This is a genomic window from Escherichia sp. MOD1-EC6300, assembly GCF_002965045.1.
Lineage (GTDB): Bacteria > Pseudomonadota > Gammaproteobacteria > Enterobacterales > Enterobacteriaceae > Escherichia > Escherichia coli_F.
Genome location: NZ_PTRH01000020.1, coordinates 1 through 26,250, shown reverse-complemented (window position 1 = coordinate 26,250; position 26,250 = coordinate 1). Strand labels below are relative to the sequence as shown.

Below are 26,250 nucleotides of genomic sequence, written 5' to 3'. Positions count from 1 at the left end.
CTGACTGATGTCTCGCTTTGCTCGTGGTCCAACCCCGGAAAGAAAAAAATAAATTTTATTTCTCCCCGGCGTTTCCGAAATAAATATGAAAACACTGAGCGGTTGTGCAAATTCTTTGTGCGACCGTGAAGTGTTGCCGGCGAAGCCGGAATTTAACGGTTATTAATCTTTTCATCATTAATAATCAGTCTGACTGACTTTTTTTCTTCGGAATATCATCATGAGTTTTAACGCAAAGGATATGACCCAGGGCGGTCAGATTGCGTCCATGCGTATCCGCATGTTCAGCCAGATCGCCAATATCATGCTTTACTGCCTGTTTATTTTTTTCTGGATACTCGTTGGTCTGGTTTTATGGGTAAAAATAAGCTGGCAGACGTTTGTGAACGGCTGTATTTACTGGTGGTGTACCACGCTGGAAGGCATGCGGGATTTAATCAAGTCCCAGCCGGTATATGAGATCCAGTATTACGGCAAAACCTTCCGGATGAACGCTGCTCAGGTACTGCATGATAAATATATGATCTGGTGCGGAGAGCAGCTATGGTCCGCATTCGTTCTGGCTACAGTTGTGGCACTGGTTATTTGCCTGATTACCTTCTTTGTTGTCTCCTGGATTCTGGGGCGTCAGGGTAAACAACAGAGCGAAAATGAAGTCACAGGTGGTCGTCAGCTGACAGACAATCCGAAAGACGTTGCCCGGATGCTGAAAAAAGACGGCAAGGACTCCGATATACGGATTGGCGACCTGCCGATTATCCGGGATTCCGAAATCCAGAACTTCTGTCTGCACGGCACGGTCGGGGCCGGTAAGTCGGAAGTTATCCGTCGTCTGGCCAACTACGCCCGTCAGCGTGGAGATATGGTGGTGATTTATGACCGTTCAGGGGAATTTGTTAAAAGTTACTATGATCCCTCCATCGATAAAATCCTGAATCCGCTGGATGCCCGCTGTGCCGCCTGGGATTTGTGGAAGGAGTGCCTGACACAGCCGGATTTTGATAATACCGCGAACACGCTGATCCCGATGGGTACAAAAGAGGACCCGTTCTGGCAGGGGTCAGGACGTACCATTTTTGCGGAAGCGGCGTACCTGATGCGTAATGACCCCAACCGCAGCTACAGCAAACTGGTGGACACACTGCTTTCCATCAAAATCGAAAAACTGCGTACCTTCCTGCGTAATTCACCGGCGGCCAACCTGGTGGAAGAGAAAATTGAGAAAACGGCGATTTCCATCCGTGCTGTGCTGACCAACTACGTGAAAGCCATCCGTTACCTGCAGGGGATTGAGCATAACGGTGAGTCTTTTACCATCCGTGACTGGATGCGTGGTGTCCGGGAAGATCAGAAAAACGGCTGGCTGTTTATTTCGTCGAATGCCGACACCCATGCCTCCCTGAAGCCGGTGATCTCCATGTGGCTGTCCATTGCCATTCGTGGTCTGCTGGCAATGGGAGAAAACCGTAACCGTCGTGTGTGGTTTTTCTGTGATGAGTTACCCACGTTACACAAACTGCCGGACCTGGTGGAGATCCTGCCGGAAGCCCGTAAGTTCGGTGGCTGTTATGTGTTTGGTATCCAGTCCTATGCCCAGCTGGAAGATATCTACGGTGAGAAAGCGGCTGCCTCGCTGTTTGACGTCATGAACACCCGTGCCTTTTTCCGTTCTCCCAGCCATAAGATTGCAGAGTTTGCTGCCGGTGAAATTGGTGAGAAAGAGCACCTGAAAGCCAGCGAGCAGTATTCCTACGGTGCTGATCCGGTACGTGACGGGGTATCGACCGGTAAGGATATGGAGCGCCAGACGCTGGTCAGTTATTCCGACATTCAGTCTCTGCCGGATCTGACCTGTTATGTCACCCTGCCCGGACCGTATCCGGCAGTAAAACTCTCTCTGAAATATCAGACACGACCGAAGGTCGCTCCGGAGTTTATTCCGCGTGACATCAACCCGGAAATGGAGAACCGTCTGAGTGCCGTACTTGCCGCAAGGGAAGCAGAAGGTCGTCAGATGGCCAGCCTCTTCGAACCGGATGTCCCGGAGGTTGTTTCCGGAGAAGACGTGACTCAGGCTGAACAGCCGCAACAGCCGGTGTCTCCTGCCATCAACGATAAGAAGTCAGATTCAGGTGTGAATGTTCCGGCAGGGGGGATCGAGCAGGAACTGAAAATGAAACCGGAAGAAGAGATGGAACAGCAACTGCCACCCGGGATCAGTGAATCCGGTGAAGTGGTGGATATGGCCGCTTATGAGGCATGGCAACAGGAAAATCATCCGGACATCCAGCAGCAGATGCAGCGTCGTGAAGAGGTGAACATTAATGTGCACCGGGAGCGCGGGGAGGATGTTGAGCCGGGAGATGATTTCTGATGAACAGGTCAACTCCAGTCTTCAATTCTCAGGCCGCCCACACGTTCAAATTCCCGGGTGTTATTAGTCACAATAATCAGTCCCCGACTGCGGGCATGACCTGCGATCATTTGATCAAATGGCCCGACAGGGCGTCCCTGACGGGCAAGTTCTGCTCTTATCTGGCCGGTGTGTGTGGCAGCAGCAGCGTCGTAATCCAGAACGTCAATGCGGGAAACAAATCCCTCGATCACAGCGAGATTACGTTCAGGCATCTGGCTTTTTTCTGCACCATATATCAGCTCCATCAGAGTGACCGAACTGATGCACATTCTCCCCTGGTTCAGGTTAAAACGTTCCCTGACACTGGCGGGTTTGTTCTTTATCGTAAAAATGCAGATGTTGGTATCGAGCATAAACTTCAGCATCAGAATGACTCCCTTTCCTGCATACCAGGCTGTTCCCTGTTATCCATAAAATCAGCGCTGACACTGTTTCCGTCGAACCATTCGTCCCATGTCTCTCCGGCAGGCGTAATGATTCGGGTTCGTCCGACAGCAATCACTTCAACGCGTTTTACGTTTTCCGGCAATGCAACCGCTTTTGGCAGTCTGACCGCCTGGCTGCGGTTGCTGAGAAATACGGTGGTTTCCATTATTTGCCTCCTTATGTGGATATGTCTTGTGTATATCCATTGTGGGATTGATGCCGGGATATGTCAAAGGGATATACGTTTATGATGAGTATTGCGCAGGTCAGATCGGCCGGAAGTGCCGGGAACTATTATACCGACAAGGATAATTACTATGTGCTGGGCAGCATGGGAGAACGCTGGGCCGGCCAGGGGGCTGAACAACTGGGGCTGCAGGGCAGTGTCGATAAGGATGTCTTTACCCGCCTTCTGGAGGGCAGGTTGCCAGACGGGGCGGATTTAAGCCGCATGCAGGATGGCCGTAACAGGCATCGTCCCGGCTACGACCTGACCTTTTCCGCTCCCAAAAGTGTCTCCATGATGGCCATGCTCGGGGGGGACAAACGTCTTATTGAAGCACATAACCAGGCCGTGGATTTTGCTGTCCGTCAGGTGGAGGCGCTGGCCTCCACACGGGTGATGACGGACGGACAGTCAGAAACGGTGCTGACCGGTAATCTGGTTATGGCACTGTTTAACCACGACACCAGTCGCGATCAGGAACCACAGTTACACACGCATGCGGTGGTGGCTAATGTCACGCAGCATAACGGCGAATGGAAGACACTGAGCAGTGACAAAGTGGGGAAAACGGGGTTCATTGAGAATGTGTACGCTAATCAGATTGCCTTTGGCAGGCTCTACCGGGAAAAACTGAAAGAGCAGGTTGAGGCGCTGGGCTATGAAACTGAAGTGGTCGGTAAGCACGGTATGTGGGAAATGCCGGGCGTACCGGTGGAGGCCTTTTCCGGACGCTCGCAGACTATCCGGGAGGCCGTCGGGGAGGACGCCTCGTTGAAATCCCGGGATGTGGCGGCACTGGATACGCGAAAATCCAAACAGCACGTCGATCCTGAAGTCAGAATGGCTGAATGGATGCAGACGCTGAAGGAAACCGGGTTCGACATCCGGGCATATCGTGACGCGGCGGATCAGCGTGCGGAGACCCGCACGCAGGCGCCCGGGGCTGTTTCACAGGAGGGGCCGGATGTGCAGCAGGCGGTGACACAGGCGATTGCCGGATTAAGTGAACGAAAAGTGCAGTTTACGTACACGGACGTGCTGGCCAGAACGGTCGGTATACTGCCGCCGGAAAATGGTGTGATTGAACGGGTACGCGCCGGTATCGATGAGGCCATCAGTCGTGAGCAGCTTATCCCCCTCGACCGTGAGAAGGGGCTGTTCACATCAGGAATTCATGTGCTCGATGAGCTGTCCGTCCGGGCACTCAGTCGTGACATCATGAAACAGAACCGGGTGACCGTACATCCGGAGAAAAGTGTCCCCCGGACGGCTGGTTACAGCGATGCGGTCAGTGTTCTGGCACAGGACCGTCCGTCGCTGGCCATTGTGTCCGGGCAGGGCGGTGCAGCCGGGCAGCGTGAGCGGGTGGCTGAACTGGTCATGATGGCCCGGGAGCAGGGGCGGGAAGTGCAGATTATCGCTGCTGACCGTCGCTCGCAGATGAACCTGAAGCAGGATGAACGGCTGTCCGGTGAGCTGATAACCGGACGTCGTCAGTTGCTGGAAGGCATGGCCTTCACGCCGGGCAGTACTGTTATCGTTGACCAGGGCGAAAAACTCTCCCTGAAAGAGACGTTAACCCTGCTGGACGGTGCCGCACGTCATAACGTACAGGTCCTGATAACCGACAGCGGGCAGCGAACCGGTACAGGCAGTGCGCTGATGGCCATGAAGGATGCCGGGGTGAACACATATCGCTGGCAGGGGGGAGAACAGCGACCGGCCACCATCATCAGTGAACCGGACCGTAATGTCCGCTATGCCCGGCTGGCAGGAGATTTTGCGGCCAGCGTGAAAGCCGGAGAAGAGAGCGTGGCACAGGTCAGCGGGGTACGGGAACAGGCCATACTGACACAGGCCATTCGCAGTGAGCTGAAAACACAGGGCGTGCTCGGACGCCCGGAGGTAACCATGACCGCCCTGTCGCCGGTCTGGCTGGACAGCCGGAGCCGTTATCTGCGGGATATGTACCGTCCGGGGATGGTGATGGAGCAGTGGAACCCGGAGACACGCAGTCATGACCGCTATGTTATCGACCGGGTGACGGCGCAGAGTAACAGCCTGACCCTGCGGGATGCGCAGGGTGAAACGCAGGTGGTGCGTATTTCCTCCCTGGACAGCAGCTGGTCGCTGTTCCGGCCGGAAAAAATGCCGGTGGCAGACGGCGAGCGACTGAGGGTGACAGGGAAAATTCCCGGACTCCGCGTCTCCGGCGGTGACCGCCTGCAGGTGGCATCCGTCAGTGAAGATGCGATGACGGTTGTTGTGCCGGGGCGGGCTGAACCGGCCTCCCTGCCTGTGAGCGATTCACCATTCATGGCACTGAAGCTGGAGAACGGCTGGGTGGAAACGCCTGGGCATTCCGTCAGCGACAGTGCGAAGGTTTTTGCCTCCGTCACACAGATGGCAATGGACAACGCCACCCTGAACGGTCTGGCCCGCAGCGGTCGTGATGTCCGGCTGTATTCCTCACTGGATGAAACCCGTACTGCGGAAAAACTTGCCCGCCATCCCTCCTTTACGGTGGTTTCTGAGCAGATAAAGGCGCGTGCCGGTGAGACATTGCTGGAAACCGCTATCAGTCTGCAGAAAACCGGGCTTCACACGCCGGCACAGCAGGCTATTCATCTGGCGCTTCCTGTGGTGGAAAGTAAAAACCTGGCCTTCAGCATGGTGGACCTGCTGACAGAGGCGAAGTCGTTTGCTGCAGAAGGAACCAGTTTTACTGAACTGGGAGGGGAAATCAATGCGCAGATAAAACGCGGTGATTTACTGTATGTGGATGTGGCAAAAGGCTATGGCACAGGCCTGCTGGTTTCCCGTGCGTCGTATGAGGCAGAAAAGAGCATTCTTCGCCATATTCTCGAAGGTAAGGAGGCGGTCACGCCACTGATGGAGAGAGTACCTGGCGAACTCATGGATAAACTGACATCAGGACAGCGTGCCGCTACCCGCATGATACTGGAAACGTCCGACCGTTTCACGGTGGTGCAGGGCTATGCCGGTGTGGGTAAGACCACACAGTTCCGGGCGGTGATGTCAGCCGTGAACATGCTGCCGGAGAGTGAACGTCCCCGTGTCGTGGGGCTGGGGCCCACGCACCGTGCGGTCGGTGAGATGCGCAGCGCCGGCGTGGATGCACAGACGCTGGCGTCCTTTCTGCATGACACGCAGCTGCTGCAGCGCAGCGGAGAAACGCCGAATTTCAGCAACACGCTGTTCCTGCTCGATGAGAGCTCTATGGTGGGCAATACCGACATGGCACGGGCATACGCCCTGATTGCGGCCGGTGGCGGTCGTGCCGTGGCCAGTGGTGACACGGACCAGTTGCAGGCCATCGCGCCCGGTCAGCCTTTCCGTCTCCAGCAGACGCGCAGTACTGCCGATGTGGCCATCATGAAGGAGATTGTGCGCCAGACGCCGGAGCTGCGGGAGGCGGTATACAGCCTGATTAACCGGGATGTGGAAAGGGCACTGTCCGGGCTTGAGAGTGTGAAACCGTCTCAGGTGCCACGTCAGGAGGGCGCATGGGTACCGGAGCACTCCGTGACGGAGTTCAGTCACAGCCAGGAAGCGAAACTGGCAGAAGCGCAGCAGAAGGCGATGCTGAAAGGTGAGGCTTTTCCGGATATTCCCATGACACTGTATGAAGCCATTGTCCGCGATTATACCGGCAGGACGCCGGAAGCACGGGAGCAGACGCTGATTGTCACGCATCTGAATGAGGACCGGCGCGTACTGAACAGCATGATTCATGATGCACGGGAAAAGGCCGGTGAGCTGGGAAAAGAGCAGGTCATGGTGCCTGTCCTGAACACAGCGAATATACGCGACGGGGAGTTGCGTCGTCTCTCCACCTGGGAGACACATCGGGACGCACTTGCCCTGGTGGATAATGTGTATCACCGGATTGCCGGTATCAGCAAGGATGACGGGCTGATAACCCTGCAGGATGCGGAAGGTAACACGCGGCTGATTTCGCCCCGGGAGGCGGTGGCTGAAGGCGTCACACTGTACACTCCGGACACCATCCGGGTGGGAACCGGTGACCGGATGCGCTTCACGAAGAGTGACCGGGAGCGCGGTTATGTGGCCAACAGCGTCTGGACGGTGACAGCGGTTTCCGGTGACAGTGTCACGCTGTCGGACGGACAGCAGACCCGGGTGATTCGCCCCGGTCAGGAGCGGGCAGAGCAACATATTGACCTGGCCTATGCCATCACCGCCCACGGTGCGCAGGGGGCAAGTGAAACCTTTGCCATTGCGCTTGAAGGCACGGAAGGTAACCGGAAACAGATGGCCGGCTTTGAGTCAGCCTACGTGGCCCTGTCGCGTATGAAGCAGCATGTGCAGGTGTATACCGATAACCGTCAGGGCTGGACGGATGCCATTAACAATGCCGTACAGAAAGGAACTGCCCACGATGTGCTGGAGCCGAAATCGGACCGGGAGGTCATGAATGCAGAGCGGCTGTTCAGTACGGCGCGGGAGCTGCGGGACGTGGTGGCCGGCCGTGCCGTTCTCCGTCAGGCAGGGCTGGCCGGGGGAGACAGTCCTGCACGGTTTATTGCACCCGGGCGCAAATATCCGCAGCCGTATGTGGCACTGCCGGCTTTTGACCGTAACGGCAAGTCAGCTGGTATCTGGCTGAACCCGCTGACCACGGATGACGGAAACGGGCTGCGGGGCTTCAGTGGTGAAGGCCGGGTGAAAGGCAGCGGGGATGCGCAGTTCGTGGCCCTGCAGGGCAGCCGTAACGGAGAGAGCCTGCTGGCTGATAATATGCAGGATGGTGTCCGGATTGCCCGTGATAATCCTGACAGCGGTGTGGTGGTAAGAATCGCCGGTGAAGGTCGTCCGTGGAATCCCGGTACCATCACCGGTGGTCGCGTGTGGGGGGATATCCCGGACAACAGCGTTCAGCCGGGAGCCGGAAATGGCGAACCGGTCACGGCAGAGGTACTGGCACAGCGGCAGGCTGAAGAGGCCATCCGCCGTGAAACGGAACGCCGTGCGGATGAAATTGTCCGTAAAATGGCAGAGAACAAACCTGACCTGCCGGACGGCAAAACAGAGCAGGCTGTCAGGGATATTGCCGGGCTGGAGCGTGACCGGTCTGCCATATCTGAACGGGAAGCCGCGCTGCCGGAGAGTGTACTGCGTGAACCACAACGGGTGCGGGAAGCGGTCCGGGAGGTTGCCCGGGAAAATCTGCTGCAGGAGCGACTGCAGCAGATGGAGCGGGATATGGTTCGTGACCTGCAGAAAGAGAAAACCCTGGGCGGAGACTGACACAGGAAGATAAACGCTGATGACAACGGATAACACGAACACAACACGTAATGATTCACTGGCTGCCCGGACCGATACCTGGTTGCAGTCGTTGCTGGTCTGGTCACCCGGACAGCGGGATATCATCAAAATGGTGGCACTGGTGCTGATGGTTCTGGACCATGCAAACCGCATTCTGCATCTGGACCAGTCGTGGATGTTTCTGGTCGGGCGTGGGGCCTTTCCGCTGTTTGCCCTGGTGTGGGGGCTGAATCTGTCCCGTCATACGCATATCCGGCAGGAGGCCATTAACCGGCTGTGGGGATGGGCGGTGATTGCCCAGTTCGCATATTATCTGGCCGGCTTTCCCTGGTATGAGGGGAATATCCTGTTTGCCTTTGCAGTTGCGGCACAGGTGCTGACATGGTGTGAAACGCGCACCTGGTGGCGTTCCGCAGAGACCATGTTGCTTCTGGCAATGTGGTTGCCTTTCTCCGGCACCAGTTACGGCATTGCCGGGCTGCTGATGCTGGCAGTCAGCCACAGGCTGTACCGGGCGGAAGACAGAATGGAACGTCTGGCGCTGGTCGCCTGCCTGCTGGCTGTTATTCCGGCGCTTAACCTTGCCACCAGTGATGCAGCGGCGGTGGCCGGCCTTGTGATGACGGTGCTGACTGTTGGTCTGGTGTCCTGTACAGGGAAATCACTACCCCGTTTCTGGTACGGGGATTTTTTCCCGACGTTCTATGCCTGTCATCTTACTGTGCTGGGCGTTCTGGCTGTGTGACTGGTATGATGCTGGCGCTGATTCTGCTTATTAATAAACAACATAACACAGGATATTTATGAAAATTACGGATCACAAACTCCCTGAAGGTATTGCCCTGACATTTCGTGTCCCGGAAGGAAATATAAAACATCCTTTGATTCTCTTATGCCATGGATTTTGCGGTATCCGGAATGTTCTGCTGCCTTCCTTTGCGAATGCGTTTACAGAAGCCGGGTTTGCAACGATTACTTTTGATTATCGTGGATTCGGTGAGAGTGAAGGGGAACGAGGTCGTCTGGTTCCGGCAATGCAGACCGAAGATATTATTTCAGTTATCAATTGGGCAGAAAAGCAGGTATGTATTGATAATCAGCGTATAGGATTATGGGGAACATCGCTGGGTGGGTGTCATGTATTCAATGCAGCTGCGCAGGATAAAAGAGTGAAAAGTATTGTCAGCCAGCTGGCTTTTGCTGACGGTGAGGTTCTGGTTACCGGAGAAATGAATGAACTGGAGAAAGCTTCTTTTCTGTCCACGCTGAATAAAATGGCAGAAAAGAAGAAAAATACCGGGAAAGAGATGTTTGTGGGGGTTACCCGGGTACTGAGTGATAATGAATCAAAGGTATTCTTCGAGAAGGTAAAAGGTCAGTATCCTGAAATGGATATAAAAATACCTTTCCTTACGGTTATGGAGACGTTGCAATATAAACCGGCAGAGAGCGCAGCCAAAGTACAGTGCCCAGTTTTGGTTGTTATTGCCGGCCAGGATAGTGTTAATCCACCAGAACAGGGAAGAGCCTTATATGATGCTGTTGCTTCTGGTACTAAGGAATTATACGAGGAAGCTGACGCATGCCATTATGATATTTATGAAGGCGCGTTTTTTGAACGTGTGGCGGCAGTACAGACGCAATGGTTTAAAAAACATCTTTAATTGTCGGTATTAATATGTCAGAGGTCGTTGAGGTCAGCTTAATATCATAGTGAGTAGTTTCAACGACCTGGAGGACATATTTTCACAAAGGTCAGGGCAATCATGACAGAGCAGAAACGACCGGTACTGACACTGAAACGGAAAACGGAAGGGGAAACACCGACCCGGAGCCGGAAAACCATCATCAATGTCACCACGCCACCAAAATGGAAGGTGAAAAAGCAGAAACTGGCGGAGAAGGCTGCCCGGGAAGCAGAGCTGGCGGCGAAGAAAGCACAGGCCAGACAGGCGCTGTCCATTTATCTGACGCTGCCCTCGCTGGATGAGGCGGTGAACACTCTGAAACCCTGGTGGCCGGGATTGTTTGACGGTAACACGCCCCGGCTTCTTGCCTGTGGTATCCGGGAAGTTTTACTGGATGAGGTGTCTCAGCGGAATATCCCGCTCTCTCATAAAAAACTGCGCAGGGCACTGAAGGCCATCACCCGTTCAGAAAGCTATCTTGGCGCTATGAAAGCCGGTGCCTGCCGCTATGATACAGAAGGCTATGTGACAGAACATATCACACAGGAAGAAGAACAGTATGCGCAGGTGCGCCTGGAAAAGGTGCGCAGACAGAACCGGATCAAGGATGAGCTGCGGGCGATCCTGGCAGAATAATAAAAGCGCCCTCTGTATGACAGAGGGCAACAGCGAAAAAAATCGGGAAAACAGACATCCAGAGTTTTGATGGAGAAAAACATCCAACCGTTCAGGGATGTTTCATAATGTTTCTGACATAATCCGGGTGTCGGGTCAAGAGGAGGGATAAAAAATGGCTGTGTCCAGTGGATTATCTGAACACAGCAGTATTTATCGCTATCAGCGCGAGGGGCGTCATGCCGCCCGTCAGGAGATTCGTGGCTTTTTCAGGGAAGCGGCAGAGGTCTGGCAGAATGCGGCCCGGCTGGCACCCTGTGAAGCATGGCGGGATTTTGCTCTGAAGAGGGCATCTGCATGTCGGTGTAAGTGCCGATAAAAATAACCCCCGTCGCGGAGCTCCGGGGGATCAGACTTATATGGCAGATCGTTATTATTATAGTGGTGTAAGAAGGAGTTGCCCTGTCTTTCAAACGGACATCACAGAATTAACATATTTCACATCCCGGGTAAGCCAGCAGGGATAAAAAATGTGATGAATTTCAAGAAGCAGGAGGTGACAGTGGCATGCATAACAGTAGGGTTATCCGGTGAATCTGACAGACAGCCGGGCTGTATTCGCGGCAGGATAAAGAAAAACCGGGAGATGACTCTCCCGGTCCGTCTTATCGCTAATCCCCTGAGCAGGGCATGTATGACTTATCTATGACCGTTATATTCAGCGCCACATCCGGTAGCCTGCGATATAACACAGTTATCCTGTCAGCAAGAGCAGGTATGATGAATACACGGAGATTAAAAATATAATCTCCGTCACATGTTACCCACGGAAACCGGTAACGCCTTCACGGGAAATATGTGACAGAAAAAGCAGCCTCCGTTACTCCAGGTATCAGGAGGCTGAATAATGCATGAGACGTTGTTTCTTATGTGTCTGGTCAGGCTGGCTGACCAGCGTTTTTAGTAACACATAGCCATATGTGTATTAAGTCACCTCATCTTATTTTGTTGAATTGATCACAACTCAACGGTTTATTTTTTTGCGTGATACGTGAGCCATTATTCATCCCGGCATGGAATTCATGCAATCACGAAAAGTAATCAGTGACGGAGAGTAAAATGAAGAAATATATACCAGTGGTATTATTTGTTTTTTCATGTCAGGTATTTTCTGCTGATATTCATGGACGGGGCGTGCGTGTTCTGGATGGCAATACCATTGACGTCATGTTATCTCAGCATCCGGTGCGTGTCCGTCTTGTTAATATGGATGCACCTGAAAAGAAACAGGAATATGGACGGTGGTCTGAAAAAATAATGAAATCTCTGGTTGCGGGAAAAACGGTTACTGTCACATATTTTCAGCGAGATCATTATGGTCGTATTCTCGGGCAGGTTTATGCACCAGACGGAATGAATGTTAATCAGTTTATGGTCCGTGCAGGCGATGCATGGGTTTATGAGCAGTACAACACCGATCCTGTTCTTCCTGTCCTGCAGGGAGAAGTACGACAGCAGAAACGTGGTCTGTGGGCAGACAGCGCTCCTGTTCCGCCCTGGGTATGGTGCTCACGGAAATAATGATATTTCTGTGGCTATTGAGTTCTCATTGAAATGCGATATTTAAAAGCATGAAGCATATTACATTATTAACTTATTTCTCTGTTAATGAAAGGTGAACAAATGAACTATCAGGCAGTATCAGAATTAATCACATCGTCTAATCATAATGTTCTTATAGTGGGGGAATCAGCTTCGAAGTTGATAGCTTTTTAAATAAACTGAATATCACTGATTATAAGTATTATGATTTCAGCCAGATTTACAGTTGTTCTGACAGAACATTAAATGATTATGCTGTTATTTTTATCAGGAATGCGCTGAACGCCAGTGAGCATATTATTATTTTTAATTGTACAGGATGGTCTGATTTGAATAATGAATCTGCCGTCATGCAGCTTGCCAGAGTGGCACGAAAATCAGGAAAACAACTGATAGTCGCAGTAAGAGAACAGGATATGAAAAAAATGGAAGCAGAGTTTGGAAGGATCATAAAAATCCACTGACGCCTTCGCGTTGCTCAGTTGTCCAACCCCGGGGACGGGAAAAAGCAAGTTTTCCCCGCCCCCGGCGTTTCTGTAGTGAAAAGCGGGAAATGGAGGGAATGGTCAGTAACAGGGAATGTGGTATTATCGCGGCGGGTGTCTGAGCCTTTCTGGTTCAGGCAAGACGCAGGTACCAGAAATGCGAAGACCCCACTTGTTAATCCATTAACTCGTGAGGCCTGCATGAAGTACCTTAACACTACTGATTGTAGCCTCTTCCTTGCAGAGAGGTCAAAGTTTATGACGAAATATGCCCTTATCGGGGTGCTCGCCGTGTGCGCCACGGTGTTGTGTTTTTTACTGATATTCAGGGAACGGTTATGTGAGCTGAATATTCACAGGGGAAATACAGTGGTGCAGGTAACTCTGGCCTACGAAGCACGGAAGTAAGCTGCCGGGCGGGGACGGAAGTCCCCGCTTTCCGGAAGTGTGAGGTATTTCAGGGGCAGACACCCGACATGCCAGAAACAGCCGGTCCCGCCCGGGGCCGGCACACAGGTTAAGGCATTTCCATCTTTTCAGTCATTTCATTATCAAAATCACATTAAACGGTCGTAATCAGACATGATTTGTGCGCCAACACAGATCATCGTCACAACTTTCAAGTCGCTGATTTCAAAAAACTGTAGTATCCTCTGCGAAACGATCCCTGTTTGAGAATTGAGGAGGCGAGATGTCGCAGACAGAAAATGCAGTGACTTCCTCATCAGGTACAAAGCGAGCATACAGAAAAGGTAATCCTCTGACGCTTGCAGAACGTCAGCAGGCATCCCTGGCAAGAAAACGAGCCACACATAAAGAACTCAGAGTGTTTATTCCTGCTGCGTTAAAAGCGCAATTGCAGGAGATGTGTGAAGCTGAGGGTGTTACTCAGGCTGAGATGATTGCCGAACTGATAAAGCAGAAGAGTGCTTTTAGCTAACTGAAATGTAGCGACATCACATTCTTGCCTGTTTCTGGTGTGCGTGATAGATTGCTGATCGTTTAAGGAATTTTATGGCTGGCCACGCCATAAGGTGGCAGGGAACTGGTTCTGATGTGGATGTACAGGAGCCAGAAAAGCAAAATCCCCGATAATCTTCTTTAACTTTGGCGAGTACAGAAAGATTACCGGGGCCATCTAAAAACCGTATAGCCAACAATTCAGCTATGCGGGGAGTATAGCTATATGCCCGGAAAAGTTCAAGACTTCTTTCTGTGCTCACTCCTTCTGCGCATTGTAAGTGCAGGATGGTGTGACTGATCTTCAACAAACGTATTACCGCCAGGTAAAGAACCCGAATCCGGTGTTTACACCCCGTAAAGGTGCCGGAACGCTGAAGTTCTGCGAAAAACTGATGGAAAAGGCGGTGGGCTTCACCTCCCGTTTTGATTTCGCCATTCATGTGGCGCATGCCCGTTCGCGTGGTCTGCGTCGGCGCATGCCACCGGTACTGCGTCGCCGGGCCATTGATGCGCTGCTGCAGGGGCTCTGTTTTCACTATGATCCGCTGGCCAACCGCGTCCAGTGCTCCATCACCACGCTGGCCATTGAGTGCGGACTGGCGACAGAGTCCGGTGCAGGAAAACTCTCCATCACTCGTGCCACCCGAGCCCTGACGTTCCTGTCAGAGCTGGGGTTGATTACCTACCAGACGGAATATGACCCGCTTATCGGGTGCTACATTCCGACCGACATCACGTTCACACCGGCACTGTTTGCCGCTCTCGATGTGTCTGAGGTGGCGGTGGCTTCCGCACGCCGCAGTCGTGTGGAATGGGAAAACAGACAGCGCAAGAAGCAGGGACTGGATGCACTGGGTATGGATGAACTGATAGCGAAAGCCTGGCGTTTTGTGCGTGAGCGTTTCCGCAGTTACCAGACAGAGCTTAAGTCCCGTGGAATAAAACGTGCCCGTGCGCGTCGTGATGCGAACAGGGAACGTCAGGATATCGTCACCCTGGTGAAACGGCAGCTGACGCGTGAAATCTCGGAAGGGCGCTTCACTGCCAATCGTGAGGCGGTAAAACGCGAAGTGGAACGTCGTGTGAAGGAGCGCATGATTCTGTCACGTAACCGCAATTACAGCCGGCTGGCCACAGCTTCCCCCTGAAAGTGACCTCCTCTGAATAATCCGGCCCGCACCGGAGGCATCTGCACGCCTGAAGCCTGTCGGCGAACAAAAAAACAGCACCGCATACAAAAAACAACCTCATCATCCACCTTCAGGTGCATCCGGTCCCTCCTGTTTTTGATACAAAACACGCCTCACAGACGAGGAATTTTGCTTATCCACATTTAACTGCAAGGGACTTCCCCATAAGGTTACAACCGTTCATGTCATAAAGCGCCATCCGCCAGCCTTACAGGGTGCAATGTATCTTTTAAACACCTGTTTATATCTCCTTTAAACTACTTAATTACATTCATTTAAAAAGAAAACCTGTTCACTGCCTGTCCTGTGGACAGACAGATATGCACCTCCCACCGCAAGCGGCGGGCCCCAACCGGAGCCACTTTAGTTACAACACACAAAGACAACCTCCAGAAAAACCCCGGTCCCGCGCAGAACTGAAACCACAAAGCCCCTCCCTCATAACTGAAAAGCGAGGCCGCCCCCGCCCGAAGGGCGGGAACAACATCGCTTTTAATTATGAATGTTGTAACTATAAATCGTCATCGCTGTCAGTCTTCTGGCTGGATGTTCTCAGTACACGCTCGTAAGCGGCCCTGACGGCCCGCTAACGCGGAGATACGCCCCGACTTCGGGTAAACCCTCGTCGGGACCACTCCGACCGCGCACAAAAGCTCTGTCATGGCTGAAAGCAGGTATGGCTTAGCAGGGCTGGGGATAGGTAAGGTGAAATCTATCAATCAGTACCGGCTGACGCCGGGCTTCGGCGGTTTTACTCCGGTATAATATGCAACAACGGAGTGCCGCCTTCCATGCCGCTGGCGCGGCATATGTTGGTGGCTGTGTCTGAAAAAGGTTATATACTCTGCATAAAACCAGACAACACGCAGATTACCAGGCGAATATCGATACTCTGACTCGTTATACCCATGCGTGCGGCATCATAAAACCTGCAATTGTCCTTTATTGAATGAAAGGGGGGGCATGTATAGGAAATTGAAAAAACAAGCGATACTGCGGTCTAGTTAAATGGCGTGATGAATAATTGAGCAACCCTGCAGCATTAGGAGCGCTAATATGCAGCTATTTTTATTTATTGGCGTCAAAAATTATATAGGGAAATTTCCCCCATATAATACCCTGAGAGCCGCATCACGTCTGGCCTGAGCGACATCCTTAAGATGTTAATAAGAATTAAAATCTTAAGGAGAAAAAGAACGCGCGTTGCTCGATATCTTTTTCTTTGAACTACAATTCGATGACCTTCGGACGACATCCAGACAGCCGCAAGAAAAAACATGGCCTAGCAGAGATAAGGGGCGCTGACATTGAAAACGACAAATTCAATCCTACGTGTAATCGCCAGCGTCATTGCTGCCGGACAAAATCAAATCTCAATCACTGAACTGGTAAGCCTCTCCGGTATTAGTCGACAGAGTGTTAAGCGGGCAATTCAGATACTGGAACAAACAGGGCAAATCACCGTTACCAGAACAACCACCAACGGCAAGCGCGGAGCCAACACCTACTACCTGCCAGACCAGGATTTGGGAGGCGGTTGCCGTTCAACATTATCTTAACCACGGCTGCTGCCTGGAGTTTACGGGGTCTGAAGCCCAACCGTACGAAAACGTACTATAAGGGCTTCCCCGGCATGTCAACGCCAGTTTTTATGTTTTTGCCTGCTTGACGTATAGGAATTTGAAAAACCAGGCGTCCTCATTAAAAATAAAGGGAAAAGACTGCGGTACTATAAACGGTCATAATGAATCGTCATCGATTCGGCCCCTGATGAAAGACGCTCGTGAGGTTCTTGTTCGCTAAGCGGATATGTATATCCTGTACGTTTTGCAGATATTCCTCACGGGGTATAACCCTTTATCATCAACGAGTTGTAGGTCAAATGGTCATACTGTTGCAGCGTGCTTTAGCTGGCTGAATACAGTCTGAAATCATAACCGTAATGCAATGATGCTCAGTACAGCCTTGCATTTTTGGCGGCGATGGCCACAACTACGCGCCAGTATCCTCTGCGCTCGACCAGTGAACAGTCCCAACGACTGAATGAGTCAGTCCTTTTCTCAGCACCAGTCAGTACTGAGCGAGCCCCCTGTACCAGAAGCGTTCGCAACTTGCCGAAATAACCTTGCCTGGTTGTGAGCTTCGGAACATGCCTCCATCCCGATAACACAGGGCTGCAAATCAGCAATCAGCTCAGGAAGCCCAATTCGTGATATTCTGGTGTTAACCAAAGCCGTTTACCATCCTGGTCAATACCGTGAACAGTAAGCATATTTTTAGCTAGATCGACACGATAGTAGCAATAGTCATAACGAATCCATCCGGACTATGCTTACCCTCATAATTGCACAAGAGTTAACCTGGTGCATATTCAGGGGAAGCCCCTTCCATCCGTTAAGTGTAATGGCCTACATTAACAACTGAAAACGAAAAGTCTTTTCTTCAAGTTTTCAGGAATTCTCCGCATGTTCAGCAATTTCATTAGCTTTTTGTGATGAACTATCTCTATGTCCGTTGGTTACAGGCACTCGACGTAAGAACAGAGTCAGAAATAGCCCTATAACTAGCGGTATAATAAACAGCATTGATTGAGTTGAAATTCCATATCCATATATACAGCTTTCAAGGCTTACCGCAATCAATGGAAAAATAAGGAAAACAAGAGAAGCCTGAAAGGCACTGGCCTTTTGCTGAAGGGCAAAGTAGCACAATATTCCAAAAACTCCGGCAAAAGCACCGAGATACAAGGTGGCTAATATTGAGTACACAGAGAAGGTCGATACCTCGGGTCTTTCGAAGAACCATCCTGTCGCAGAAAGTATCAATCCTGCCAGAAAGCACGGGAGCGCATTAAACGTTACCACAGAGACAGTACAACTTCTTTTCTTACATTGAGTATATATTATGGCATGAATGATTACCGCAGAAACAAGAGCAATAATCCCCTGCCAGTGACTCTCTGCACTTGTTTTCGATTCCTCAAGAAGGATGCCCGCCAGTGCAACTATTGCGATAGTTAAACCCATAATTTGCATTGAGTTCGTTTTTTCCTTCAAAAACAAAGATGAAGCTATCAAAACAGCTACAGGCATATTCGCAAATATAAGGGATGCGAGTCCGGAACTGACATAGGTTTCACCATAAATCATTAATGAGAAAGGAATGGAAAAATAAAAAATACAAATTACAAGCTGGAATAAGCGTTGTCCGGGTGGAAATAAAATTGGTATTTTTCTTAACCATGCAATACTGATTAAGAATGGTGCAGCAAACATAAACCTCATCCCGGTTGCAAAAACTGGGGGGATAGTTTCAGCGGCTATTCGCATAGCCAGCCATGTGGTCCCCCAAGTCAGTACAACAAGCAGGAATAATACCAAAATCGTCATTCTGCGCATAAGATTCCTCTACTATAGAAGATAAAAAAAACCGCCGAGACGGCGGTTAACTGCATGAGATTACAGGTATTGATAATCTGAGATGTCGGGTGCCTCCCGAAGAATATCTGATTGGTTACAGATATTCTGTGGTTTTCCCGCCAAACAATTCTACAAACCACCCTCGCACTGAGGAACATCTCTTTTCGTTATATTAACAACATTGAGATAGTGCATCACTGGCACCTCCAGGAAATTGCTACACCCTCCAGCAATGCACTATCCTCATATTGATAAAAAATAAGCACTGGAACTGTAGTTAACAAATATAAGTTATCACAGAACAGGATGATATAGGGTAATGAAAATATCCCACACAATTTGTGTCAGTGCCCAAAAACACGTCCAACTGCTTTTCTTTAGCGGGTGGTGGGAATCGAACCCACATCATCAGTCAGAAAAAAACTGAGGTAATTACCATTATACGATACCCGCACAACATATTAAAAATGAACATATTATTTATATGTCAATCAGCATTATCCTTGTCTTCCCGGCAATCCACTCTCAAGGTTTGTAAAACATAAAAAAAAGCTGGTTTCACACATCCATTTTATGAACGTGCTCATGATTTTCTCTTTGGAGCACGTGCTTGCGCAACCAGCATTAAAATAAAATGCAAGCGTCGGTATAGCCAAGTTGGCATCGGGGATGAATGCCATGAACTTTCGTAAAGAAGATTAAATCAATGTACATTTGTGTTGTTTGCTAATTGTGCACAAGTCTGCCACCAGATGACCAGCCCCCAGGATTAGATGCAGCTATCTGTTAGTAATGTCGCCATTCCACCACCGTGCTGCAAACTCTGATGGCATCTGATAATTCAGTACTGAATGTGGATGATACTCGTTATAATTCTGTCGCCAGCCATAATGACTTTCCTTAGCAAACGACATCCCTGAACCTGTGCTCATTCAGACATTCATCGCGAAATAGCCCGTTAAAGCGCTCAGGAAATATGTTCTACGTTAGTTTGTCCGACTGGATTCTGTTCAGGTCTTATCGTCACCGGATAGCCTTGAAACAGTGCAATGCAGTCCAGAATACGCGTGACCTGAAGACCTGAAGACCTGAAGACCTGAAGACCTGAAATCCCGAATACTGTGGTTATTGTTAAACACTCCTTCGTAAATGTCGTCCACGCAGGTCAGGCATTTGATTCTGCGACCAGTAACCAGCGTGTCCATGGCAAAATCCATCGACTTGGTCAGGTTTTGAACCTCCGGACAGAGTTACGGCAAGCGTTCTTGACCAGCCCTTTACGACGTCATCTGCATTTCACGCCCTGGCAGCTCAGATGATAAAGATGGTAAACGTGCTTGCGATTAGCATGAGCCCCTTCACGGTGCAGTACTACCAGATGTGGCGGTTGCCAAAACGTCTGCGCTTTAGTGACAGCATCAATGATGTGTCCTGCTCAATACGTATCAGAATACGTATTGAGCAGGACTCTGAGTCTCATCGCGCAGGTCGACAGGGACAAGTCAGCCTGCAGCAAGACGTTGCGTCAGAGCAGTCGTATCACATATAAAACGGTGCCTCGCTTCGGGTCTGCCATCAGTACTTTAGTCCTGGAGTCACCTGAAGCGCGTCCTTATCGGGATAGCTTGGGTAAGCAACACCTGGAGTCTGCGCCCTCTTCCTCAAGCGACTTCAGGGGCTTGACCTCGGGTATCTCCATACCACTATACTTCTTACACCAGGTATAAAAGAGTGCATCGGACATGGATGCGCTTGCTACAGAGCTCACGCTCCTCCGGCTATACTGATACTCTGTTTGCCGGAAAAATGCTTTTTCATAGGGATGTCCTCATGTGGACTATGAAGACATTGCTGACACCAAGATGCATCAATCAACGAAGAGGGGAAATCCTGTTACAGGATATACAAAAGTTAAAATTAATAAGATATTAGAATAAGGTATTTACGCACGCATTTGATATACCCAAACGACAGCTAGTACCCCATCAATCTGCATATAAAATTGCTGGCCACGCTACATCCTGTTAGCGAAAGTACTGATTAGTACTTCAATGGCCAGTGCAAAACTGAAAATCCAATTCAGGCAAATAAGGGATGATGATACCGTAAGTAAATCGTGATATCGCGTTAAATATATTGCCACATCCACACACGTTGAGTTTGCTTATTGTGCACTGATTTCTATGATGTACCCTGATCTTAGTCAGAGGTGACTCACATGACAAAAACAGTATCAACCAGTAAAAAAACCGTAAACAGCATTCGCCTGAATTTCGCAGTGAAGCACTAAAGCTTGCGGAACGCATCGGTGTTGCTGCCGCAGGCCGTGGACTCAGCTTGTATGAATCACAGCTCTACAACTGGCGCAGTAAACAGAAAAATCAGCAGACTTCCTCTGAACGTGAGCTGCCGGAACAGGATGAAGAGCTGGCCATACTCCAAAGGCAGCGACATACTTCGCGAAACGCCAGAAATGAAGTATGTCTTTATTGAAAAACATCAGGCTGAGTTCAGCATACAGGCAATGTGCCGCGTGCCCGCAGCGGCGGGCAAGGATAAAAGCACACGTCAGCAGTTCCGTCAGTACTGCAACAGCGTTGTCCACGCTGTTTTTACCCTGTCAAAACCGCGTTACGGTGCACTAAGCCTGCGCCGTTAGGGACTGAGGGCAAAAGCTTCCCGGAAGTTCAGCCTGGTCAGTCACCGCGCACACAGCCTGCCTGTGTCAGAAAATCTGCTTGAGCAGGATTTTTACGCTGTTGGCCCGAACCAGAAGTGGTCGGGAGACATCACGTACTTACGTACGTGATGAAGGCTGGCAGTATCTGGCAGTGGTCATTGACCTGGGGTCACGTGCCGCTATTGGCTGGTCAATGTCACCACGCATGACAGCGCAAATAGCCTGCGATGCCCTGCAGATGGAGCTGTAGCGGCGTAAGAGACCACAGAACGATATCATTCGGAGGCCAGTACTGCTCTGCAGATTATCAGGCATTGCTGAAGCGGCATAATCTGCGTGGCAGTATGATCGCAAAAGACTGCTGTTTCGATCATGCCTGCGAGGAAATCTTCTTTCATTCACTGAAAGTGGAATGTATCCACGGAGAACTCTTTATTAGCTGGGAAACAATATGGGCAACAGTGTTTAGTGTTTACAATCGCTGGCGACGGCACAGTGGATGTGGCGCCTTAGTCCTGAACAATTTGAAAACCAGAACCTCGCTTAGGGCGGTCCATATTACGTGGGTAAGATCACCCCTCCTGACCATGAGTGGGAGGAAGGAAACAGAACTCATTTAACGCACTTGCACCACCTTCATATCAAAAAATACACTTTTCCAACGAAACTTAGTGTTAAGTTTATGTTGCCTTTTTTCTGTCACCTCTTTTAATTTAATTGTTATGAATACCTGATTTATGAAGCCATACAAAAAACGCGATTTTGTTGGCTTATTGTGCACTGTGTGCTGCTTGCGCACAATAAGCTAATGCGAACGTATAGTAACCACATTAGACTTTATGCGTCTAAATGAGGTTAATGATGACGCACAGCACAATTAAGCAATTGACAATAAAAGCAATTCTCGAATACATCGAAGACAATATTGAGGTTAAAAGTATCGATATTGAATCGATAGTCTGTTTTTCTGGTTACAGTAGGAGATATTTGCAATCTCTGTTTAAGTCTCACATGGGAGTACCCATAGGGAGGTACATACAACTCAGAAGAGTTTCAAGGGCTGCGGTATTATTACGATTGACATCATTATCATTGGCCAGTATTGCAGGCAAACTCTGTTATGATTCTCAACAAACATTTACAAGAGAGTTTAAAAAAAACTCAGGTTTTACGCCTTTACAATATAGAAACAGTAATCTATGGACCTTTAAAAATCTTACCGGTCCAAAAGAACCATCAATTGTCATACCCAAACCGAAACTTTGTTATCTTGATGAAAATAAATTTAAAGGAATGCCGATGTCTTATGAAGAGGATATTCCTTTTTGGGGAGAAAATTCAGATAAAAAATGGAATTATGTAAAAAAATATTTTACAGAAAATAAAGAATCATATATAGCCATATCTCATGATGTTAATTCCTCTGCAAGAAAAAAAGTGAGAATTAAACTTATTTTCTGGTTTGAGAAAGAAAGGCATAATCACACAACAGGAGTGCTTACAGCCGGAACATATGCCAAGTTTGAGTATACTGGCAGCATAAAAAACTACATTCATTATATCAATAATGTTTATATGAACTCGCTCCCTTTTTATGGGTTGCAAAAGAAAAATGTATATGATCTTGAAATAATTCATAAGGATAAAGACGATAGTTATCGCTTTGAGTATTACTTACCAATATGCAACAAAACATAAAATATAAATATTGAATGTATATTCTAAAAATGGTTATTTTAGCAAAAAAAATAACACCCATCATTATTAATGTTTGTAAAGAGCCCACGTTTTCAGTGGGCTGATTAGTCCAAAAGCTGAAGTTCTTGGTGCTGAATAAATCCTGAATGAATTTTCCTTGTAGTGGTCAATAAAAACCGAACTCCATTTTATTTTTTATTTCTCTGCACACCTCAGTCAGTTTGATCAGCTGCTGAAAAAACTCAGCGTTGAAGCCGCTTTCAATGCAGAAATGGCACACCATCTCGGGTATGAAAAAAATCAGCCCCGTATTACCGGGACGGATAACTGCAAGTATCCCGCATAATCGTGCCATTCATATTTAGAAATCATCCGGCATAATCAATCTGCCAACGAAGGAGATCGCTATGCGTACAGCCCGTTTTACTGAGCATCAGATCATCGCTGTGATTAAGTCGATTGAAGCCGGACGAATTGTTAAAGATGTTTGCTGACCTGAGCCAGGAGAACCGAGTGCTGAAGGATGTTATCGAAAAAGCTTTAAAACAAGCCTGTAAGCGTGAGTTGGTTACTCATCTGATAACGACATTCGGGCTCAGCATCCGTCAGGCCTGCCAGAGTTTGAACCTGAGCAGAACGGCTTACCATTACCGCCCAGATACCACGCGTGATGAACCCGTTATAAACGGGGCTATTTATATGCTTACCTTTTGTGTATTACCCTCAATATTAAATTAATGTTGAGGGTATTTGGGTGCGATATTGTTTTTTTGAGGCGTAATTTTACAGTATTATTTCTGAAAAAATATTTGCGTATGCTATTTAAAGCAAAAAAAATCTTCAGTGTAGGCAATAAAATTATTGTTCCTTTCGCACTTCTGGCATAGCAATGTTACCGCCATACTGTTCTTCCAGTAATGATGCAAGAAATTTAAAAGATTTTTGTTGTTCTGGCGACCATTTGACATTAAGTGACTCGAAATGGATTGATGCCAGTGTTGGTAGCATTTGTTCTCTGGATAGCGAAAATGCGAGATATGAAAATGCGATCATTAGAGTATTTACGTCGTTCTGAAGTCTGGAAATGTGGTCGATTAATTCTCCAATAGAAATGTTTTTTCATCATAAAAAATCATCTTATTAATTTACTCGTATTTTTCGTAAACGCCAGTTATCTGACGGTGATTTGTAACTGTTTTGAACCTATGCTCCCTAAACCTTCTGTAAGTGCTTTACTGAAGTTGAAGGTGATCATATTCAGACTTAGCCAATGAGGTTCTATTCATCAATGAAATTCCGGGATGCTCACAAGACTCACCACAACGATTTGTGGAGCAACATTTTCTTGTTATTGTATATACTTATAGTCTTTTCTAATAATTAGTAATTCAGATGCCCAACCGATATGGTCGGGCATCTGATGCACATCAGGCGTTAAAAGTTTATCTTGAAGCCAACAGTCCCTGTTACCGGTGACTCTACATTGTTACCTTTTAAATAATTAGCCTCTCCCCATATACTGGCATTTGATGTTAGCTGAACATCCATACCCAAACCGTACTTTCCGGTTGTCCCGGATATGTCGTTAGTAAAATCATAGGCTTTATTGATTTTAACCTTATTATGATTTGAAAATTCATGACTGACTCCTGCGGTCAGGTAGGGCCTTATTTTGGTTTTACCAACATCAAGGTCCATCCCTAAATTAACACCAACCTCACCCTGGAAAGAATGTGTTGTGTTTATTTCAGCCTTCATTCCATTAGATAGACTGATATTGTCATCATTCACAGCAAGAGCTGTTGTTCGGGCATAAGGAAGTAACCAGGTATTCTCATTCAGAGAAAAATACTTGCCCACCTCCAGGCTACCACCGAAACCATTTTGATGATAATCTCCCGAAACCATAGTTCCATCACTCATATGGGTACGCAACTCATTTTTGAAACGGTTGAATTTGAGTACACCATCTATATAGTATCCGTGAGTATCATACGTCATGTACAAGCCAACACTTTTACTATCAATAGAACTTTTCCCTCCTCGATTATGCCTGATATTGTTATCAGAGAAGGAAACAAATGCCCCTAATGACAACACCCCATCGCTTAGGTCAAAACGCTTATCTCCGCCCGTCACTATTCCGTATTGGGTCAGGGAGTAACCCGCTCCTTTGCTGCTGATGTGTTTATCTGATCCTATATAGTGCCCCCATACTCCCCCAGAAGTACGTGAGTTTTCTGATTTTTCACTGTTACGGAATCGCAGCCCTTGTAATTCACTGTTAAAGATATATGTCGGAGCGCTTGCCATATTCAGTACAGCATCAGTAGACTTTGTGGTGTGCCGTACTGGAGGATTGGGTATACCCGGTTCCGGATTACCTGGTTGTGTAGTATCAGATTTTAGATACCAGTTAGTATTATCTTTACTCAGATAATATTCCCAAACTCCTGCATCCACTTTTCCTCCGTTTACTGTAAATACAGCATCTCCTCCACCGGTATAAACCACTGGTAATGGGTTACCCGGGGATACAGGCTCCTGACCGGTATTTTTGATATTCAAAACAAAATTACCGTTTGCATCCCCTGTGATGTTTAATTTATCACCAGTATATGATGCAATATCGGTATTCATCAAGAAGGTGCCATTTCCTGATAACTGTCCGATATTTAACGTTACTCCCTCAAGTTTTGTTTTAAACTGAGGGGACTGTATTGAATGAAAATCCACGGTTCCATTACTCATGTCTAATGAGTTAATAGTAGAGTCTCCGGATAATTTCCAGACAGAGTCAGCCACTATCAGATTTCCACCTTTCTTCCCATCCCCAGTAATGCGTCCAGCCAGGAGGCTACCATTCTCTAAGCGCAGAGTTGCATCAGGCTCGATTGTCACATTTGCCATAGCCCGTAGATTATCCATTATCATTGTTCCATGATTTTGGATAAAAATACCGCTATCCTGAGAAAAATTACCACTGAGAGTTAATTTTCCCCCATTCAGATTCAGACTACCGGTACCATCCAGTGTGCCGCTATAGTTTGCTGAACTATTGTCGAGAAAGTGCAGAACCCCATTATTGGTTATCTGGTTGCCAGACAGTTTGCCATCGTCTTTAATCAAGGTTGTACCCAATAGCTCAGAACCGCTCTCAACCTGTAATTCACCACCTTTAGATACCTGGGTATCTATAGCCTGATGGCCTTGCAGAACCATCAGGAGTCCACCATTTTCTAACAACATATTTCTGGCGCTACCATTAGTAATGCTGAAGCTACCATTTACGTTCGTTCCACTCAGGATGGCCGATGTGTTCGCTCTGATAGCGCCACCATTGTTTTGAATTATTCCCGTTCCACTACCACCTGCGGCAATACTCATTGTCCCTCCATTGTTAATGGTTGTGTCAATAGCACTGCCACCACTGGAGACTCGCTGCTCCCCGTTATTAATGAGAGTCCCGGAGACACTTCCGCCACCGAAAACAGTCTGCAGTCCCCCCTCAATGGTGGTGTCCACGGCA

20 protein-coding genes, 1 tRNA gene and 4 pseudogenes are annotated in these 26,250 nt (G+C 48.8%); 16 read left to right on the top strand and 9 right to left on the bottom strand.

The features are described from left to right. The first annotated feature begins 220 nt into the window (after positions 1-220). The gene (traD, locus tag BGE37_RS21700; RefSeq protein ID WP_001603683.1) at positions 221-2,374 is read left to right on the top strand and encodes a type IV conjugative transfer system coupling protein TraD; all 2,154 of its coding nucleotides are present in this window, start codon (positions 221-223) and stop codon (positions 2,372-2,374) included. Between the two features lie 8 nt (positions 2,375-2,382). On the opposite strand, the gene vapC is transcribed toward traD, so the two are convergent. Together vapC and vapB are read right to left on the bottom strand one after the other, a co-directional pair. Beyond that, positions 2,383-2,781 (bottom strand): type II toxin-antitoxin system tRNA(fMet)-specific endonuclease VapC, encoded by a 399-nt coding sequence (gene vapC, locus BGE37_RS21695; RefSeq protein ID WP_000911317.1) that lies wholly within the window; start codon positions 2,779-2,781, stop codon positions 2,383-2,385. Continuing rightward, entirely contained in the window at positions 2,781-3,008 is a 228-nt protein-coding gene (gene vapB / locus BGE37_RS21690) for a toxin-antitoxin system antitoxin VapB (RefSeq protein ID WP_000450532.1), read from the bottom strand. The genes vapC and vapB overlap by 1 nt, the downstream gene beginning before the upstream one ends. Positions 3,009-3,089: 81 nt before the next feature. Between vapB and traI the strand changes: the two genes are divergently transcribed. The 9 genes from traI (at position 3,090) to BGE37_RS21640 (ending at position 13,711) form a co-directional block, all read left to right on the top strand. Next, complete coding sequence (gene traI, locus BGE37_RS21685; protein ID WP_105288433.1) at positions 3,090-8,360, top strand: conjugative transfer relaxase/helicase TraI; 5,271 nt, start codon at positions 3,090-3,092, stop codon at positions 8,358-8,360. 19 nt (positions 8,361-8,379) lie between these two features. After that, positions 8,380-9,126: a conjugal transfer pilus acetylase TraX gene (gene traX, locus BGE37_RS21680; RefSeq protein WP_097486082.1), complete on the top strand. Its 747-nt coding sequence runs from the start codon at positions 8,380-8,382 to the stop codon at positions 9,124-9,126. A 58-nt stretch (positions 9,127-9,184) separates the two neighbouring features. Beyond that, on the top strand, positions 9,185-10,045 hold the full coding sequence (gene uilS, locus BGE37_RS21675; protein ID WP_000704512.1) for a UilS family quorum-quenching N-acyl-homoserine lactonase: 861 nt from the start codon (positions 9,185-9,187) through the stop codon (positions 10,043-10,045). Between the two features lie 102 nt (positions 10,046-10,147). Beyond that, a complete protein-coding gene (locus BGE37_RS21670) occupies positions 10,148-10,705 on the top strand; it encodes a fertility inhibition protein FinO (protein WP_105288432.1) in 558 nt (185 codons plus the stop codon). Positions 10,706-10,859: 154 nt separating this feature from the next. After that, entirely contained in the window at positions 10,860-11,063 is a 204-nt protein-coding gene (locus BGE37_RS21665; protein ID WP_040073114.1) for a hypothetical protein, read from the top strand. Between the two features lie 740 nt (positions 11,064-11,803). Continuing rightward, positions 11,804-12,265: a thermonuclease family protein gene (locus BGE37_RS21660; RefSeq protein WP_040073115.1), complete on the top strand. Its 462-nt coding sequence runs from the start codon at positions 11,804-11,806 to the stop codon at positions 12,263-12,265. A gap of 350 nt (positions 12,266-12,615) precedes the next feature. Next, positions 12,616-12,750 (top strand): hypothetical protein, encoded by a 135-nt coding sequence (locus BGE37_RS25870; RefSeq protein WP_258129258.1) that lies wholly within the window; start codon positions 12,616-12,618, stop codon positions 12,748-12,750. A 222-nt stretch (positions 12,751-12,972) separates the two neighbouring features. After that, a complete protein-coding gene (locus tag BGE37_RS21645; RefSeq protein ID WP_001553767.1) occupies positions 12,973-13,179 on the top strand; it encodes a Hok/Gef family protein in 207 nt (68 codons plus the stop codon). A gap of 283 nt (positions 13,180-13,462) precedes the next feature. Beyond that, entirely contained in the window at positions 13,463-13,711 is a 249-nt protein-coding gene (locus tag BGE37_RS21640) for a replication regulatory protein RepA (protein WP_000083838.1), read from the top strand. A 72-nt stretch (positions 13,712-13,783) separates the two neighbouring features. Here the strand turns inward: BGE37_RS21640 and BGE37_RS25730 are convergent, their stop codons facing one another. Further along, positions 13,784-13,909 carry a replication protein RepA gene (locus BGE37_RS25730; RefSeq protein ID WP_071590472.1) on the bottom strand — a complete coding sequence of 42 codons (126 nt, stop codon included), beginning with the start codon at positions 13,907-13,909 and terminating at the stop codon, positions 13,784-13,786. 48 nt (positions 13,910-13,957) lie between these two features. On the opposite strand from BGE37_RS25730, the gene tap reads away from it, so the two are divergent. The 3 genes from tap to BGE37_RS21610 all read left to right on the top strand — a co-directional run bounded on the left by tap (position 13,958) and on the right by BGE37_RS21610 (position 16,483). Continuing rightward, on the top strand, positions 13,958-14,032 hold the full coding sequence (gene tap, locus BGE37_RS21630) for a RepA leader peptide Tap (RefSeq protein ID WP_001365705.1): 75 nt from the start codon (positions 13,958-13,960) through the stop codon (positions 14,030-14,032). Beyond that, complete coding sequence (repA, locus tag BGE37_RS21625; protein WP_000131011.1) at positions 14,025-14,882, top strand: incFII family plasmid replication initiator RepA; 858 nt, start codon at positions 14,025-14,027, stop codon at positions 14,880-14,882. Before tap ends, repA begins: the two co-directional genes overlap by 8 nt. Positions 14,883-16,231: 1,349 nt before the next feature. Beyond that, complete coding sequence (locus BGE37_RS21610; protein WP_001315600.1) at positions 16,232-16,483, top strand: HTH domain-containing protein; 252 nt, start codon at positions 16,232-16,234, stop codon at positions 16,481-16,483. A gap of 395 nt (positions 16,484-16,878) precedes the next feature. On the opposite strand, the pseudogene BGE37_RS25725 reads toward BGE37_RS21610, so the two are convergent. The 4 genes and pseudogenes from BGE37_RS25725 to BGE37_RS25720 all read right to left on the bottom strand — a co-directional run. Beyond that, positions 16,879-17,034, bottom strand: a pseudogene (locus BGE37_RS25725) (IS110 family transposase); the annotation flags it as partial. 340 nt (positions 17,035-17,374) lie between these two features. Then, positions 17,375-18,322: a DMT family transporter gene (locus BGE37_RS21600; protein ID WP_001253824.1), complete on the bottom strand. Its 948-nt coding sequence runs from the start codon at positions 18,320-18,322 to the stop codon at positions 17,375-17,377. Positions 18,323-18,722: 400 nt separating this feature from the next. After that, positions 18,723-18,796: transfer RNA gene (locus tag BGE37_RS25360), tRNA-OTHER, on the bottom strand. 326 nt (positions 18,797-19,122) lie between these two features. After that, positions 19,123-20,161: pseudogene (locus BGE37_RS25720) on the bottom strand (integrase core domain-containing protein). A 400-nt stretch (positions 20,162-20,561) separates the two neighbouring features. On the opposite strand from BGE37_RS25720, the pseudogene BGE37_RS21585 reads away from it, so the two are divergent. The 3 genes and pseudogenes from BGE37_RS21585 to BGE37_RS25715 all read left to right on the top strand — a co-directional run. Next, positions 20,562-21,570 (top strand): annotated as a pseudogene (locus BGE37_RS21585) (IS3 family transposase). A gap of 314 nt (positions 21,571-21,884) precedes the next feature. Then, on the top strand, positions 21,885-22,721 hold the full coding sequence (locus BGE37_RS21580) for a helix-turn-helix domain-containing protein (protein ID WP_000149834.1): 837 nt from the start codon (positions 21,885-21,887) through the stop codon (positions 22,719-22,721). A gap of 407 nt (positions 22,722-23,128) precedes the next feature. After that, positions 23,129-23,405: pseudogene (locus BGE37_RS25715) on the top strand (transposase); the annotation flags it as partial. A gap of 174 nt (positions 23,406-23,579) precedes the next feature. On the opposite strand, the gene BGE37_RS25710 reads toward BGE37_RS25715, so the two are convergent. Both BGE37_RS25710 and BGE37_RS21565 read right to left on the bottom strand, forming a co-directional pair. After that, positions 23,580-23,834 (bottom strand): hypothetical protein, encoded by a 255-nt coding sequence (locus tag BGE37_RS25710; protein WP_071988599.1) that lies wholly within the window; start codon positions 23,832-23,834, stop codon positions 23,580-23,582. Between the two features lie 321 nt (positions 23,835-24,155). Then, a partial coding sequence (locus tag BGE37_RS21565; protein WP_089564595.1) for an autotransporter outer membrane beta-barrel domain-containing protein occupies positions 24,156-26,250 on the bottom strand: 2,095 nt, incomplete at its 5' end.

Excerpts from the sequence above, each read along its gene's own strand:
- traD (WP_001603683.1), top strand. The coding sequence starts at position 221 with ATGAGTTTTAACGCAAAGGATATGACCCAGGGCGGTCAGATTGCGTCC.
- vapC (WP_000911317.1), bottom strand. The coding sequence starts at position 2,781 with ATGCTGAAGTTTATGCTCGATACCAACATCTGCATTTTTACGATAAAG.
- vapB (WP_000450532.1), bottom strand. The coding sequence starts at position 3,008 with ATGGAAACCACCGTATTTCTCAGCAACCGCAGCCAGGCGGTCAGACTG.
- traI (WP_105288433.1), top strand. The coding sequence starts at position 3,090 with ATGATGAGTATTGCGCAGGTCAGATCGGCCGGAAGTGCCGGGAACTAT.
- traX (WP_097486082.1), top strand. The coding sequence starts at position 8,380 with ATGACAACGGATAACACGAACACAACACGTAATGATTCACTGGCTGCC.
- uilS (WP_000704512.1), top strand. The coding sequence starts at position 9,185 with ATGAAAATTACGGATCACAAACTCCCTGAAGGTATTGCCCTGACATTT.
- BGE37_RS21670 (WP_105288432.1), top strand. The coding sequence starts at position 10,148 with ATGACAGAGCAGAAACGACCGGTACTGACACTGAAACGGAAAACGGAA.
- BGE37_RS21665 (WP_040073114.1), top strand. The coding sequence starts at position 10,860 with ATGGCTGTGTCCAGTGGATTATCTGAACACAGCAGTATTTATCGCTAT.
- BGE37_RS21660 (WP_040073115.1), top strand. The coding sequence starts at position 11,804 with ATGAAGAAATATATACCAGTGGTATTATTTGTTTTTTCATGTCAGGTA.
- BGE37_RS21645 (WP_001553767.1), top strand. The coding sequence starts at position 12,973 with ATGAAGTACCTTAACACTACTGATTGTAGCCTCTTCCTTGCAGAGAGG.
- BGE37_RS21640 (WP_000083838.1), top strand. The coding sequence starts at position 13,463 with ATGTCGCAGACAGAAAATGCAGTGACTTCCTCATCAGGTACAAAGCGA.
- BGE37_RS25730 (WP_071590472.1), bottom strand. The coding sequence starts at position 13,909 with ATGGCCCCGGTAATCTTTCTGTACTCGCCAAAGTTAAAGAAGATTATC.
- BGE37_RS21600 (WP_001253824.1), bottom strand. The coding sequence starts at position 18,322 with ATGCGCAGAATGACGATTTTGGTATTATTCCTGCTTGTTGTACTGACT.
- BGE37_RS21580 (WP_000149834.1), top strand. The coding sequence starts at position 21,885 with ATGACGCACAGCACAATTAAGCAATTGACAATAAAAGCAATTCTCGAA.